This window comes from Calditrichia bacterium (assembly GCA_020634975.1).
GTDB lineage: Bacteria > Calditrichota > Calditrichia > RBG-13-44-9 > J075 > JACKAQ01.
Map to the genome: position 1 here is coordinate 370,670 of JACKAQ010000003.1, position 14,980 is coordinate 385,649.

The window sequence follows — 14,980 nt, forward strand, 5'->3', positions numbered from 1 at the left end:
ATTTTGGGGTTGATTCTGAATTATTTTTGTTTTCAATTATGTTAGATTTATTCTGTTGGTAAGCGAGTTCGGTTAAATTCTTTTTTCAATCAGTTGTTTACAATAAATTCCATTTGCGGGATAGTCTCAATTAGCTGAAAAGGGTAAAAAATGCGGGAACAGTTGAGCATTTTTGATTTGATGCAGGATGATTTGCGCAAGCTGTATGATGAACGTGCAGCAATCCAACAACAAATAGATGAAGCACTGAGCAGCGATGACCAGAAGACGTTCGAGCAGTGCAAAAACAGCTGGATGATGTTCAGAAAAAATAAATGGAATACAACTCCGCACCCGCAGCAAAGGCGCAAAATAACCGGCATCGTTTTAATTCAATTTTGGGTTAGAACTCAATATCAGCAGTTTTTTATCAAAGAAAAGTTTCCTTTGCAGATGTATTTATTTATCTTCTTATCACAGGTTCAAAAAAAAACAATGTATTAACAATGATTCTAACCTGCATTTTAATAGTAAATGACGAATCTCTGAATTTATTTAGAAGACTCAATTGATAAAAAATAACTCTTTGCCCAAAAGCAAATTCTGGAAATATATACCTTTTAGAAGATATCTAATATTTGTCTCGGCGATATTCTTCCTGTTCTCAGGATTCGGATTTATCATCGATCTGCTTTCATTAGGTTCATTTTCAGAACTGCTGCTTTTTTTTAATGTAATTTATTCAGGGATTGTTGCAGCATTTCTACGTTTATACTTTTACAAGAAATCTTAAATTCCTTCCTTTTACTATCTTATTTCAGATCGTCGTTGGCATAAGCATCTGGCGAGGAGCCGGGCACTTACCGCTTTCCGAATTTCCCCAAAGAGCATTTTTTGATGCCGTTGGAATTTTAGTGACAATTTTTCTGGGATATATACTGTTTGTTATATTTATAAATAAAGAGGGATTAAGAAATTTTCGACTTCAGGCTGAAATGGACCTTGCGCAGGATCTTCATTCGAACCTTGTTCCAAAACTTGAAATCGTCAATGACCGTTTTGAAATATTTGGCGTAACTAATCCTACTGATGAAGTCGGCGGCGATTTAGTTGACTATTTCGAAAATGGGACTTCTCATACCTGTTATATTGCAGATGTATCGGGTCATGGCGTTGCGGCAGGTTCGATGATGGGGATGTTTAAGAGCACGATCCGTGTTTTATTAAACAAAGATGAACAGCTCAGTTCAATTTTAACTGAAACCAGCCGGACAATTTACAATTTAAAAAAGAAAACAATGTTTCTTACGTGTGCATTCTTGAAATTTAATTCAAATAATACGGTAGAATATTCAACAGCAGGTCATCTTCCGATTTTAAAACTTGCAAATGATTCGAACAATTTTGATGAATTGATAATAAAGCACCTTCCAATTGCCGCGACAAAAGACTGTATTTATACAACAAACAGCACTGTATGTAACAAGAATGATTTATTCATATTGTTAACGGATGGAATTACAGAGACGACAGATAAAAAAGATGAAGACTTTGGGATGGAAAAAGTAAAACAGATTATTCTTAATAACAGACATGATGAATTGTCCCAAATTTATGAAAAAATAAATAATAAGTTAGCTTTATTCGGTAAACAAAATGATGATCAGTCAATTTTGTTAATCAGATGTTTATGATTAGCATAAGTATTCTTTTTCGGTAGTGCGACATTTTGATTGGATAAATTCTTTATTTTCGTATGCTTCGCCTAAAAATGGTGAAGCATAATCAATGAGAATTTCAAATACGGAAAATGCCTGTCAACAGTTGAGATGGGGATTATCAAAAGAAGAAATTGCAGAATGAAAAACTGAATATTTCGATCAGCCGGGTGTTGTTTTTTGAGCCGCTCGCGGACAAATCGAATAGTTTGAAGCGACATGCATATGACAGCTCATCCTAACCTTTGTAAAATGGTAGTATGGGCTTTTTTTATGCATAAGCAAATGTTGTTTTTGACAATTTGCCTAATAATTATTGCGGATTTGGGCTGTTCTCAGTACCTTTTTTATCATAAGACCTATGAACTCGACTTTTGTCAAGAGTTTCCATTGAATAAATTTTTTGAATGAATTTCTTAACTGGCTGATAAACAGTGAGAGACGGTCCCGAAGGGATGCCTTCGGCATAAACCGTGTTGTTGGGTTAATCAATTATATTGAAAACCTTCGATATGATTGGCAAATCTGTTTTATAAAATATTGTATCAGTTGAGGATTAGGTTATGAAAAAAGCATTTCGAGCAAACAGTATCATTTCAATCGCCGGTCTGATTTTGACAAGCTTTTTGTGTGCCACATTTGCGGGGGAGATTCCCGAAAAATCGAATGGTGCGGATGATAAGGAAGTAGCCCCGCTGGTGTTACAGGTGCTTAACTATACAGAGAATCCTGTAGATATCCCGAATCCGGACAGAGGTTTCGAAAGAGGCAATGACGACGCTGCCGGCCGGGGAGCCTTTATCCCTGATAAACCGGGCGGTTCAAATTATTGGGGGTATATGACAGTTCCGGCAAGCGCCAATACCATTTTAGGCCAACCCTTTGAGATGGCTTACGAAATGACCCCGCCGATGTATTTGGGTCCGGAAGGTGTAGGGTTTGAGTATTGCAACGTCCCTGTCGAACCCCGCATCGTTCAGTTCTACCTTGTCCTGAATGAATTCTCGTCGAATGCATGGTGCGATAGCTCCCCGGGCAATCCCGCTGACCATACGCGAGTAGGCGTGGACGGACCCATAACACCCTACGGGCTTGATTTCATCAGAAATCAGCTTGAATTCATACGATCCAAAACCAACAGTGTCGCGCACATACGCGTTTGCTATGATCCAAAAGGCTGGAACCACTTTGTCTGGACTGCTGATAATCTTAACTATGAAGACGACGGTCCCGCATCCGCCAACGAAAAATACTATTATAAGGCAGACTATGATAAACCTGTCGCGCCTGAAAATCGTGCGGCTCACATTGCTAAACCAGTCGCGGGAACATGGAGAGGATCTTCGCCAATATTCAGAATGTGTACCGTGCCCGGGTTTACAGATATGAATTGGGTACAGTATCATTATCATCAGCTCAAGCCAATTTTCCAGGAATACTCAGACATTATATGGGCATTTGATTCGGGCACATTTGGGCCATGGGGCGAAACCCACTCAAATTATGATGCGGAAGTACCTGGCCACTACAAGATCATTTTAGATGCACTGCTGGACGCAGTTCCCGATAGTAAACCGATTATGACGCATATTGGCGGGTTCCTGGATTGGTATAACCGCACATATAAAACGACGTATGACTTTGGTACACTGGACAGCTTCCCCACCCCGGTGCGCGGAACGCCTGAGGCGCGTTTCGGTATGTTCGACGATTCGAATGGCTGGTCAGCAGACGAATATTCTTATGGTGACAATGGCTCATTGACCGAAGGATACAGAATGCTGGCGCATGATCCGATTTTGCCGGGATATAATCCAAACGGCGTGGATCCATCATTAACGCGGCCCGGCGTATCACCGGTTATCGGGTATAATGATTCCGGAACCAACAGGCTTGTAGCCATCCCGGAAGCGTTAGATGATTCGCGGTGGCGGGGCGTATATTTCATTGATTGGGATCGTACTAAGGTGATGAACTTCCTCGGAAAGATGTCCGTCTATGGCGGTGAACAAATCGCGAATGAGCCTGCCTCCGGCACCAACGGCGGCTATGCTCCCGTCGGCGAAAGATTAGATAACCCTTTCAACGACGTCATTTTACGATTCCCTTCCATGTTCTATGAACACAGTATTTCCAAATGGACATATATGTGTATGCAGCAGGGTCCGGGAAGTTTTAAATCGCGGGCAGATTATCCTTATACACGAGAAAGCATTGCTGTGAAGATAACTTACCCATGGAGTGGTCAAACAGTACAGGTTCTTTATGATCCGGTATATGAAGGCCAAAGCGCGTTGGCATATTACCGCGACAGAATGGGATACCGGCTGGTGCTGCGCGAGGCAAAGGCAAGTGAATGGGTAAAGCAAAATGGTACCCTTAAGTTTGAAGGGAAGATACAAAACGTCGGATGGGGTGTTATTTTTAACAAAAAGGCCGTGAAGGTCATTCTGAAATCCAAATCTAACGGGTTTGTATCCAATGCGGTGCTGACAAACATTGACCCGTATGACTGGCAGCCTGCTGAGGCGGGTCCGAATGGTGCAATGCCGGACTCCAGGGCAACGAATACCGCTGCATGGCGCGATGTAAACTTCTCCATTAACATGGACGCATTTGGTGATGTGCCTCCCGGTAACTATGATATTTACCTGAAGATAAATGATCCGAAAGAACAAAGCGCAAACAAGCGCTCCATACGGTTTGCAAATAAGGGAAACAGTTGGAATGTTGACCTCGGTGCAAACTTGATCGGCTCAACCAGAGTTGCCCCTTAGATTCCATCGACTGAAGCGAAAGTAAATGATCAATAATTAAACAACCACTGTTACGCACTCATACAATTTTTGCCTCAGAGCCACAGAGATATCAGAGAGAACAAATCAATTTATTGTTATTTCAATTTTTTAAATAACACTCAACGAAAACAAGGGAAGTGAAGTAGTGTTCTATCATTCCCAGAATCATCCGCTATCATCCGCGTAAATCCTTGGCGAAATAAAAATGCTTTAAAAAATCTCTGTGCGCTTTGTGCCTCTGTGGCTAATAACCCTTAAAGTTAAACAACCTGAAGGAAACATCATGAACAGAAAAGAATTCCTAAAAACAAGCCTGCTTATGGGAGCCGCTTCGGTTCTGACATCATGGATTCCCAAACACTTGCTGGCGGGTAATGATCCCAAACAAAATCCACTCTGGAAGCCGAAGGGGGGCGCCACCATTGCAGAGCTAAATGCGCTGGTTGAAAAATATTACGGTGACCCGGATGATGTCAGCGATGTAGCGCGCGCCCGCAAGATGCAGGCATTCATAATGGAGCTTGCCATCAAGGCGAAGACCCGAAATCCAAACTTTCAGGTTGTTCCGCAAGACACTTTGGAATATGCCCATATCGATGGAAATACAGATAATGCATATGATTGGAATTTTCTTAACTTGCTCGATGGCTGGGGAATTGAAAATTTCAGCCCGACGACGGTAACCCGGCTGGCAAACCTGACCAAAGTAGGCATAAAAGGCACCGCAAACACCAATGGAAGCACCGTGCAAGCCGTTGCTGAGAACCAGAAAATTGCCGCAGAGAATAATATTCTCTGGCACCCGCGCTTAAGTGCGGAAGTGTATCAATCACCGGGGATCGGAAATCCCGGTTATATGCCAATATATTCGCCGTCCTCTAACAGTTACAATATCATCCATCATCCGATACCTGCCGGTGTAGCTCACACCATAAACAGCAACAATGTCGAAAGTATGATGGATGCGAAAAACTATCTCTACATGATCAGCACCGGCAAATACTCGAATTGGCCGGACTGGGAAGCTAATCCCGCCAGTCGTCTGGATATCACCGACACTGCCGGTTATCTGGTTCCGTTTAAAGGCGGACGATTCCAACCGACCGGCACACCTGAGGTGGTTGCGAAAGCCATTGCAGAGCACGGGACGGAATGGGACTTTTTTTGGGTGGCGAAAGGCTATACGAAAGATGAAGGTCGGAAGGCGTATATCGAGGAACTCGCGGCTTCTGAGTGGGATTTATTTTATATAGACGCGCATTACGGCGGTGAATCTCTTACCCGGGAAGAGGTTGAAGCCCTTAAATGGAAACCCCAGGGCGGCAGGCGGCAGGTTGTCGCGTATTTGAGTATCGGCACAACAGAATCGTACCGCTGGTATGCTGATTCGGTCATGGTTGAGCCCGGCACACGATCGTTCCGCCGCGGCACAGTTGAGAACGGCAGATTTATACCCGCCCGCGAAAGATTTAAGGATGATAGTATCCCGAATTGGCAGCTCTGGGCGGCGTACCGCGGACAATACGCCAGTGAATCCACCCCGATTTGGTGGCATCCTGAGTGGCGAGATATTATTATCAGAGGCGGCAGCCCATATAAAAGCCCCAATCATAATCATTCCCAGTTTCCGGATGGCAGATCCTCCATCGACAGGATTGTTGACATGGGATTCGACGGCGTGTATTTAGATAACGTGAGCAGAGCTACCTCGTCCCGTGATAAATGGACTGCATTACAGACCTATAACAACGCACATCCGCGTTGGTATTTGGAACCGTAGTTAGGGTATTTTTCAAACAAAATCTTGAATTGCGAAATCAATTAATATGGAACCCATATGAAAATCAAAATTAAATTTCTTGTATTCTGCTTTGTTCTCTGCGTTGCCGGTGTTGTAACTGCTCAGGACAATCTAGTGCCACAAAGTATTAACTTTACGGAGAATCCGGTTGACATTCCGAATCCGGACAGGGGCTTTTACAGACCCCAAAGCTATGTCATTCCGGTCGATAGCGGCACGCCGGGATTTCCTGATTTGGGAGCCGTTATCAGCGGCACCACGGTCTTTGTGAATGCCAGTATCGTTTATATGGAATTTGACCTGCGAAATTTTTCCTCGAATGCCCCACTCAACAGAATGCCCTTAGGCCCCTGGAGTGCGGAAGGTTCGCTTCCGCCGGATTACGGAACAACGCAGCCCTTAACACCCGTAGCACTCGATTACGTAAGGGCAGCACTTCAAAAAGTAAGAGAAAGCCGGGCAGTTGCCATCGTGAAATTTAGTTATGACGGGCGCGGCTATACGTACAATAATCGCGGCGGATATGACCAGTTCATTCATGATTGCGAACCTGGGGCGCCACAAGGCCGGGTTTGGTATGAAACAGGTGTTGCTAATGAATCTGATTTATGCGGTATCCCCGGTCATGAGGACAAAAACTGGGTGCAATATCACCTTTGGCAGCTTGGCGATGTGTTTGGCGAATTCGAAGACTGCATCATGGTCGTAAAAGCGGGTATCTTTGGTCCGTGGGGCGAAATGCACTCGTCATCATACGCCAGAACCGCTGAGGGTTACCACTGGCTGTTGAAAGCATTGCTGGACTATGTGCCTGCATCCCGTTCAATTTTGGTACATGCGGGCGGCGTCATGGCATGGCATAACGTTGAGTATGGCACCAATTATAGCTTTTCCAATTTAATGCCGGCCCCGGCACGCGGAACACCGGCACAGCGTTTCGGGATGTTCAACGATAGTTATTCGGCGGGTGGCAACTCGTATAGCGACAATGGCTCGCTTTCCGAGGGCTATACATTGATTGGCGGCGATTATGATCGCAACGCTGCGTTAACCTGGATGAGAAATCAAAATAACTTTTATGGCGGTGAATCCGTTGGACCAGGTTCTGACGACAATATCTACCCCAGGCTCCCGAACGCTCTCTATGAAGCCGCGTATGCGCAAACAACGCATTTGAATACCAGTTGGAACCGCCGCACTTATAAACTGTGGGGCGATTTTGTGTATACAGAAGAAAATGTCACCGCACCGTTTACGCCGCCACACGATGGCGTGACCCGAACGGCAATCTTTGACCCGCTCTATGACGGCAGAAACGGAATGGAATATATCCGCGACAGGTTGGGTTATCGGCTGGTGTTGCGAGAAGCGAAAGCCAGTGAACGGGTCAAACAGAATGGCACCCTGAGATTTGCAGGAAAGATTCAAAACGTTGGCTTTGGCCCTATCGTCAACAAAAAAAATGTGTGGGTTATTCTGAAAGCCAAAGACGGTTGCAACGCCTACACGACGCTTACGAACCTCGACGCAAGGAATTGGCTGCCGGACCTGGACAGCCGGGCAACGAATACCGCTGCATGGCGTGATTTGAGCTTCTCAATGGACATGAGCACATTTGGCAAGGTGCCTCCCGGTGACTATGACATTTACCTTAAGATCAATGATCCTAAAGAAACGAGCCCTAACAAACGTTGCATACAATTTGCGAATCACGATATTTGGAATACTTCCCTTAGTGCAAACTTAATTGGTTCGACGAAAGTTGCCCCGTAGATTATATCGGCAAAGGCATATCCAAAAGAACCTTGGCAGCGTAATTCAGATATCGAAATCAAACATTCTGTGACCACGGAACCCGACGGGTATGGGTAGTGCCACATTTTGATTGATAAAATACTTTGTTTTCGTATACTTCACCTAAATGAGGTAAGGCACGACTACGGCACAATATTAGAATAATTGCTAAAAAAGACAAGAGCTTATGAGTTTTAATAATTCTCATAAGCTCTTGTTTTTACTGGTACCCGGGGCCGGACTCGAACCGGCACGGACAAAACTGTCCGAGGGATTTTAAGTCCCTTGCGTCTACCAATTCCGCCACCCGGGCACAAACAAAAAAAGTACTCACAGCCTTGCGAGTACTTCGTTTTATGTTGAGCGAGAAACGGGACTCGAACCCGCGACCCCAACCTTGGCAAGGTTGTGCTCTACCAACTGAGCTATTCTCGCAATGCTTTTGCCTCTTATTTGAAGCGCGTAAAATATAATATTCGAAGATTCGCTTGTCAACACTTAATCACTATTTTTTTGCCACAAAAATCACAATCCATTTTCCAGCAGAATGCCCCGATGCGCATCATTTTCCATAATTTCTGCCAGAGTTTGTAAATCGTTTTGGCGTCGTTTGGTCAGAAAAGCCGTTAGCATCGGCAGGTTTACACCGGTTAAAATACGCATTTGTTGAAACTCTTTGGTCAACAGTTTTGCAACAGACCAACAACTGCCACCTCGTAAATCAACCATAATTATCATCGGGCTGTCGGTTTGGTTTTCCATCGCATGAACGATCTGGTCATATAATGTTCTGGGTGATAACTTATCATTACTAAATGTCAGCAGCGATTCTACAGGGCCTAAAATACACTCTACTGCATTTTTTAGCTCCGCAGCCAATTGACCATGACAAATGATAATTCCGGTAATCATTATTCGAAATCCTTTTCCAACGAGCCAAACCGTTTAATATCTTCATGTTTGGGTGTTATCTTTTTGTTACCTTTTTTGCGCATCCGTTCGAGCAATCGTTGGTTAAATTCCTGAGCCGTATTTATTCCCTGAAGTTTGAGCATATGGTTCATCGCAATTGTTTCAGCAATAACGGTAATGTTTTTCCCGGGATTTATTGGCAATACAATCAGCGGAATATCAACATCGAGAATTTTAGTAGATTGGGCATCCAAACCGGTTCTGTCGTAGTCAGCTCTGGAATCGAAATCGACCAATTCTATCACAACTTCGATGCGTTTATGAACCCGCACCGCCCAAATGCCGTAAATCCGTTTTACGTCGATAAGCCCCAAGCCACGTATTTCCATTAGATGTTCGGAGATATCGCGACCTTCGCCCATCAATATTTCTTCGTGGCGTTTGGTAACAAACACCATATCATCGGAAACCAGCCGATGTCCGCGCTCGACGAGATCCAGTGCAATTTCGCTTTTACCAATGCCGCTTCGCCCGGTGAATAAAAGCCCGATTCCGAAAACATCAACCAATGTGCCGTGTAATGTTGTTCGTTCTGCAAAAATTTCCTGCAAATAATCGCTTACAAGATGATAAAATACAGTGGTCGGATGCGGGGAACGGAATACACATATTTTTTGCTTGGTTGCAATTTCCAGCAATCTTTCTGGCGGATCGTTGGAATCGGTAACCACAACGCAGGGTATCTGAAATTTGAAAAGATTTGCCAACGCAACATCTCTGCTGGCATCGTCCAACGAGGCAAGATACCTTATTTCGGTATTTCCGAGCACCTGAACCCGTTTATAGGTAAACAATTCGATAAATCCCGCCAAGGCCAAACCGGGTCTGTGTAATTCGCTTTCCACAATCAAGCGGTCTTCACCGGTCATCTTGCCGAGCAATTCCAGCTTTAGCTTATGACGATTTTCTTCAAAAAATTTTTTGACGGTAAGCTCAGTTGCTCTGTTCACAACTACTCCTTAAATGCACCATTTGTCTGGGATTGCAATGTAATTACCTTTTCCAGGTAAGCACAAATGCTGGCGGTAAATTGCGGAAAACAACGCGGCTGCGGCGATAATTTCCAAATCGGTCACTCATTTCTTTGCGAAAGCGCAGCGCCGGTGGCAATGTGTAGGCATGAACATATTGAAATGTCCGGAATACGCAACCCGGTGTCATTAATTGCTCAAGCGTATCAATAATTTCTGTTCGCAAATCGCCGCCCCAGTGGTTAGCAAACGGAATACCGGAAATGATTGCCCGAACCGGCGACAACCCACTTTGCCGATGTAAACGGACAGCATGTTCTGCCCGACCTTTTACAAATCGCATATCCGGAAAACTTTTTTGTAACATGTTCACAAATCGTGCTTCGCATTCAATGCCGATGTAATACTGGGTGTCAGGTAAAATATGTCGTATCTGGGTTGTTAGCGCTCCGGTTCCGGGGCCAAGTTCAATAACCGTATCGCCGGGGCGAAGGTGTAAATCTGCAGTCATCATTTTTGCAAGCTCTTGCGAGCTGGGTGCTATCGCACCGACTTCCATTGGATTTCTTAAAAAATTCTTCAGAAAGTGCCATCGCTGACGCTGGTGTTCGTTGATCATTGAGGTTCCTTACATTTGCATCCATTGCAACCATTGAGAATCGTTGTGTGCGGATCATTTTAACCAGAGTTTTGGAAAATTACAAGCAAAAATCGATTGTTCGTTACCCTGAAAGAAAAAAATCCCCCGTATTGGGTATGGATTGAGAAATGGTTGTTTTGTATTATTTTACATTAATTTTTAACGGCTCAATACTATGGAGGCGTTAAGGGATTACCGCCATTTTCTCGCCTCCGTTCACTTACAATTGGGCATCACCCGGGAAAAAAACGTGCTACCGCAAAAAAACTTTTTTAAACATATCGCTTTAACGATCAATCTTATAAAATCAGTTTTTTCAACAACTTGCATTACAGCAATTTTTTGTTGCTGTGTAACACTTTTTGCGCTTGAGCCGCCGCAGGCATCGCTCAAATTTGACCGGCTTTCGCTGGAAGACGGCATCTCACACAATCTGGTTTATGCGATGTTACAGGACCGGTCTGGATTTTTGTGGTTCGGCACCATGTATGGACTGGTGCGTTACGACGGCACGCGCTACCGCGTTTTCCGGCATGACCCGACAGACCCGCATTCGATATCATACGATGATATTATTGCATTGTTCGAAGATAGTCGGGGCAAAATTTGGGCAGGAACCTGGGGCGGCGGGCTGAATCGATTTGATCCGATAACAGAAACTTTCCTGCGATACACGCCGGAAGAATCGGGACCCACGGCAACACCGTTAGCAATGATCTGGTCGATCACCGAAACTGCCGAAAACGGGCAACGGTGCCTGTGGCTTGCTGCCGACCGAAATGGTTTGGTGCAGTTTTTCCCTGATTCTGACAGCCTGAAATTGCGAGTTCACCGGCCGGATTCGGCAAATGCCAACAGCATCGCCGGACGATATGTTCGCAAAGTGTATCGCGATCGCTCCGGTGCTGTGTGGGTCGGCTCGAATCGCGGCATTTCCGTGATCGATTCACCGGAAGCCGGTTCGATCACATTCAAAAATGTAACAGATTTTTCCACCGAAAAAGGGGGAAACGTCAGCAACTTTGTCACTGAAATTATGGAAGACCGGCTAGGCAATATCTGGATTGGCACACCATCCGGGATTCATGTGTCGGCGCTCGACGATCGCGCCAGCGGGCGCTTTTCCCGGCATTTTACGCATTCACCGGATAATCCGCACTCGATTACAGGCAATTACATCAATTTTATTCACGAAGATAAAAGCGGCACGATTTGGGTGGGCACCGGCAACGGACTTTCGTATTTGACGCCACAGCATCGCATCAACGGCTATTTTTTGAATGAAACGCACGATCCCGCCAATCCGTTCGGCTTACCGGGAAACAATGTTCTCACGGCGCTGGAGGATCAATCCGGCGTGCTGTGGTTTGGCATTTATCAAAGCGATTTGTGTAAAATTGTGCCGGGACAGCAACAATTTTTGCAATATTCCCAATTGCCCGGGAATGAGCAAACGCTATCCGGCGCGGCGGTAACTTCGGTTTTGTGTGACAATTCCGGCAACATTTGGGTGGGTACCAACAATGGTTTGAACCGGATTACTCCGACACCAAACACCGATTTTCAGAAATCACAACTGCCGGTTTCGATTCCCGGCGATCCGGTGGAACAACTCGATGTTCCGGGGTTCTCCGAAAAATTCGGCATCTCCGCATTGGCGGAACAGCGCGCGAACAATCAACAGCAACTGTGGATCGGCAGCGCAAGTAACGGTTTATTTGTTTGGGATATTTCTCAAAAACAACCGCGACAAATTCAGCATTTCCAATCAGATAGAAACAATCCCAACAGCATTGGCAGCAATTATGTAAATGCCATTTTGGTGGATACTATTTCCAGCCAACCGGCAATTTGGGTGGGGACCGGAAACGGGCTGAGCCGCATGGAATCGTCCAATTTTCCGCAAAACAATTGGCAACACTTCCGCGCCGATGGCGATAGCGGCAGCCTCCCCCACCCGACTGTTTTGACCATTTTTCAATCACCGGACGGCACCATTTGGGTGGGCAGCTACGGCGGGCTGAGCAAATTTTTGCCGGAAAGCGGCACGTTCCGCAACTACCGGCATCGGCTGAATGATCCGCAGTCGATCAGCAATAATTATGTGTATGCCATTCACGCGGTGGAAAACGACGGGCAACAATCGCTGTGGGTCGGCACCAGCAACGGGCTGAACCTGTTTGATCCGAAAACCGGAATTTTTAAAACCGTCGACGAACGGCACGGATTACCAAATGGCGTGATTTGCGGAATTCTGGCGGATGATGCCGCAAATTTGTGGGTGAGTACGCAAAAAGGTTTATCGCGGTTAAATCCTGAAACGCTGGAAATCCGCAATTTTTCGCTGGAAGACGGGCTGCAAAGCAATATTTTTTCGCCGGGTGTTTTTGCCAAAACAGCCGCCGGCGAGATGCTGTTCGGTGGCATCAACGGATTGAACCGATTCGACCCGCAACATATTGATAATGATGAGCTTACTTTCCCCGTGATGATCGTAAATGTGTCCATAAACCAGCAGCCAATCGGGCAATTACGATTGCAGGAAATTCGCAGCAATCGTGTGCTGGAAATGGCATACGAGGACCATTCCCTGCAACTGGATGTGGCTGTGCCCGATTACCGTTTGCCGCAAAAAAACCAGGTGCGGTATCGTCTGAACGAACAGGAAAACGGCTGGCAAATAACCGATGCAAACCGGCAAATCAGCTTTCCGCTGCTGCCGCCGGGTGAATATGTTTTGCAACTAAACGCAGCAAATCCGGCTGGCAAATGGCACCCGAAAATACAGGAATTGCGCATTACTGTTGCGCCGCCATATTGGCAAACAACCTGGTTTTACGGGTTGGCTTTCGTATTGATTTCGCTGATTGCCGGGCTATTTCACCACTGGCGGGTTCGCCAAAAAGTGCGGCAGGCGGAAGTGATCGCGGCTGTCCGCGAAGCCGAAAGATATCACGTTCGTGAGCAAACGGCCCGCGATTATCACGACCAATTGGGGCATCAGGTTGCCAAAATTACGCTGTTCGGCGAACTGATTCGCCGGGAACTATCGGCACCGCGTCCGTTTGCAATGTCGCAGTCTGCGAACAGCGCCGATGTTGCGGATCTGCCGGAACGGCAATCGCGCCATTTGTTGCGCTATCTGCAAAAAATTACCGACTCCGCCACTCGTTTGGGAACGGACACTCGCGATTTTATTTGGTCGCTAAATCCTGAAAAAGATACACTTTACGATGTGGCGATTCATCTCCGGCAATTTGCCGAATCACTGTTCGAAGATACCGATGTGCGGCTCTCCGTAAACGGCATAGCGCAGGATTTGGAGCATCTGCAACTGCCGATGGACGAGCGCCGAAACCTTGTTTTGCTGTTCAAAGAAGCGTTGACAAATGCGCTGAAACACGCCAATTGCGACGAAGTGTTGCTATCATTTGGGATCACAGAAAGCGGATACGAAATCCGGCTGGCGGACGACGGCGCAGGAATGGAAACTGTGGATTTTCAACGGGGCAACGGATTTTCAAACATGAAAAAAAGAGCCGAATTGATCGGCGGAATTCTGAAAATATTTTCGCAGCCTGGGCAGGGATTGGTGCTCGCGTTAAACCAGCACAACCATCCGTTGCCAGACGACGGCGCAACAGAATCGCAAAGGAGAAATTCATGATTTACGTGGCGATTGTGGAAGATGACGACGACATCCGCGAAGCGCTTGCTTTGCTGATCAGCGGATCGCCGGGATTGGCCTGCACCGGTGTTTTTCGCGATTGCGAAAGCGCGATTGAGCGCATCGGCGAGCTGATGCCGGACGTGTTGCTGCTGGATATCGAGCTGCCGGGAATGAGCGGAATTTCCGCAATACCACAACTTAGGGGAATTTTACCGGAGCTGGATATTTTGATGGTTACCATCCACGAAAGCGATGCGATGATTTTTGAGGCGCTTTGCGCGGGTGCCAGTGGCTATTTGGTAAAAACCACTTCACCGGGAAAACTGCTCAAATCGATTGAAGAAATCCACAACGGCGGCGCGCCGATGAGTGCACCTATCGCCCGCCGCGTAATCCGGTCATTTCGCAAAAATGCGTCACGCGCCAACGATCCGCTCACCCGTCGCGAAACGGAAATTTTATCGCAATTGTGTAAAGGGGAAAGTTACAAAATGATCGCGGATTCGCTGTGCATTTCCCGGGGGACGGTGCACACGCACATCAAAAATATTTACAAAAAATTGCACGTTTCGTCCAACGCGCAGGCGGTTGCCAAAGCGATCCGGGAAAAATTGGTGTGATCCGTAGAGGCAATTCA

Annotated in this window: 10 protein-coding genes and 2 tRNA genes; 7 read left to right on the forward strand and 5 right to left on the reverse strand. The window is 46.0% G+C overall.

What is annotated here, in order from left to right:
• The first annotated feature begins 150 nt into the window (after positions 1–150).
• The 5 genes from H6629_19165 to H6629_19185 all read left to right on the forward strand — a co-directional run bounded on the left by H6629_19165 (position 151) and on the right by H6629_19185 (position 8,069).
• Complete coding sequence (locus tag H6629_19165; GenBank protein ID MCB9069899.1) at positions 151–483, forward strand: hypothetical protein; 333 nt, start codon at positions 151–153, stop codon at positions 481–483.
• 248 nt (positions 484–731) lie between these two features.
• The gene (locus tag H6629_19170; protein ID MCB9069900.1) at positions 732–1,673 is read left to right on the forward strand and encodes a serine/threonine-protein phosphatase; all 942 of its coding nucleotides are present in this window, start codon (positions 732–734) and stop codon (positions 1,671–1,673) included.
• 587 nt (positions 1,674–2,260) lie between these two features.
• On the forward strand, positions 2,261–4,474 hold the full coding sequence (locus H6629_19175) for a DUF4832 domain-containing protein (protein MCB9069901.1): 2,214 nt from the start codon (positions 2,261–2,263) through the stop codon (positions 4,472–4,474).
• A gap of 304 nt (positions 4,475–4,778) precedes the next feature.
• The gene (locus H6629_19180; GenBank protein ID MCB9069902.1) at positions 4,779–6,275 is read left to right on the forward strand and encodes a hypothetical protein; all 1,497 of its coding nucleotides are present in this window, start codon (positions 4,779–4,781) and stop codon (positions 6,273–6,275) included.
• 57 nt (positions 6,276–6,332) lie between these two features.
• On the forward strand, positions 6,333–8,069 hold the full coding sequence (locus H6629_19185; protein ID MCB9069903.1) for a DUF4832 domain-containing protein: 1,737 nt from the start codon (positions 6,333–6,335) through the stop codon (positions 8,067–8,069).
• A 245-nt stretch (positions 8,070–8,314) separates the two neighbouring features.
• Here the strand turns inward: H6629_19185 and H6629_19190 are convergent.
• The 5 genes from H6629_19190 to H6629_19210 form a co-directional block, all read right to left on the reverse strand.
• Positions 8,315–8,403: transfer RNA gene (locus H6629_19190), tRNA-Leu, on the reverse strand.
• A 49-nt stretch (positions 8,404–8,452) separates the two neighbouring features.
• Positions 8,453–8,525: transfer RNA gene (locus H6629_19195), tRNA-Gly, on the reverse strand.
• A gap of 90 nt (positions 8,526–8,615) precedes the next feature.
• Positions 8,616–9,002, reverse strand: coding sequence for a hypothetical protein (locus H6629_19200; GenBank protein ID MCB9069904.1), 387 nt, complete (start codon positions 9,000–9,002; stop codon positions 8,616–8,618).
• Positions 9,002–10,012 (reverse strand): HPr kinase/phosphorylase, encoded by a 1,011-nt coding sequence (locus H6629_19205; protein ID MCB9069905.1) that lies wholly within the window; start codon positions 10,010–10,012, stop codon positions 9,002–9,004. Before H6629_19205 ends, H6629_19200 begins: the two co-directional genes overlap by 1 nt.
• Before the next feature lie 43 nt (positions 10,013–10,055).
• Positions 10,056–10,652: a hypothetical protein gene (locus H6629_19210; GenBank protein ID MCB9069906.1), complete on the reverse strand. Its 597-nt coding sequence runs from the start codon at positions 10,650–10,652 to the stop codon at positions 10,056–10,058.
• Between the two features lie 196 nt (positions 10,653–10,848).
• Here H6629_19210 and H6629_19215 point away from each other — a divergent pair, with 196 nt between their 5' ends.
• Positions 10,849–14,340, forward strand: a complete 3,492-nt coding sequence (locus H6629_19215; protein ID MCB9069907.1) for a hypothetical protein — start codon at positions 10,849–10,851, stop codon at positions 14,338–14,340.
• Positions 14,337–14,963 carry a response regulator transcription factor gene (locus tag H6629_19220; protein ID MCB9069908.1) on the forward strand — a complete coding sequence of 209 codons (627 nt, stop codon included), beginning with the start codon at positions 14,337–14,339 and terminating at the stop codon, positions 14,961–14,963. Before H6629_19215 ends, H6629_19220 begins: the two co-directional genes overlap by 4 nt.
• Positions 14,964–14,980: the final 17 nt, after the last annotated feature.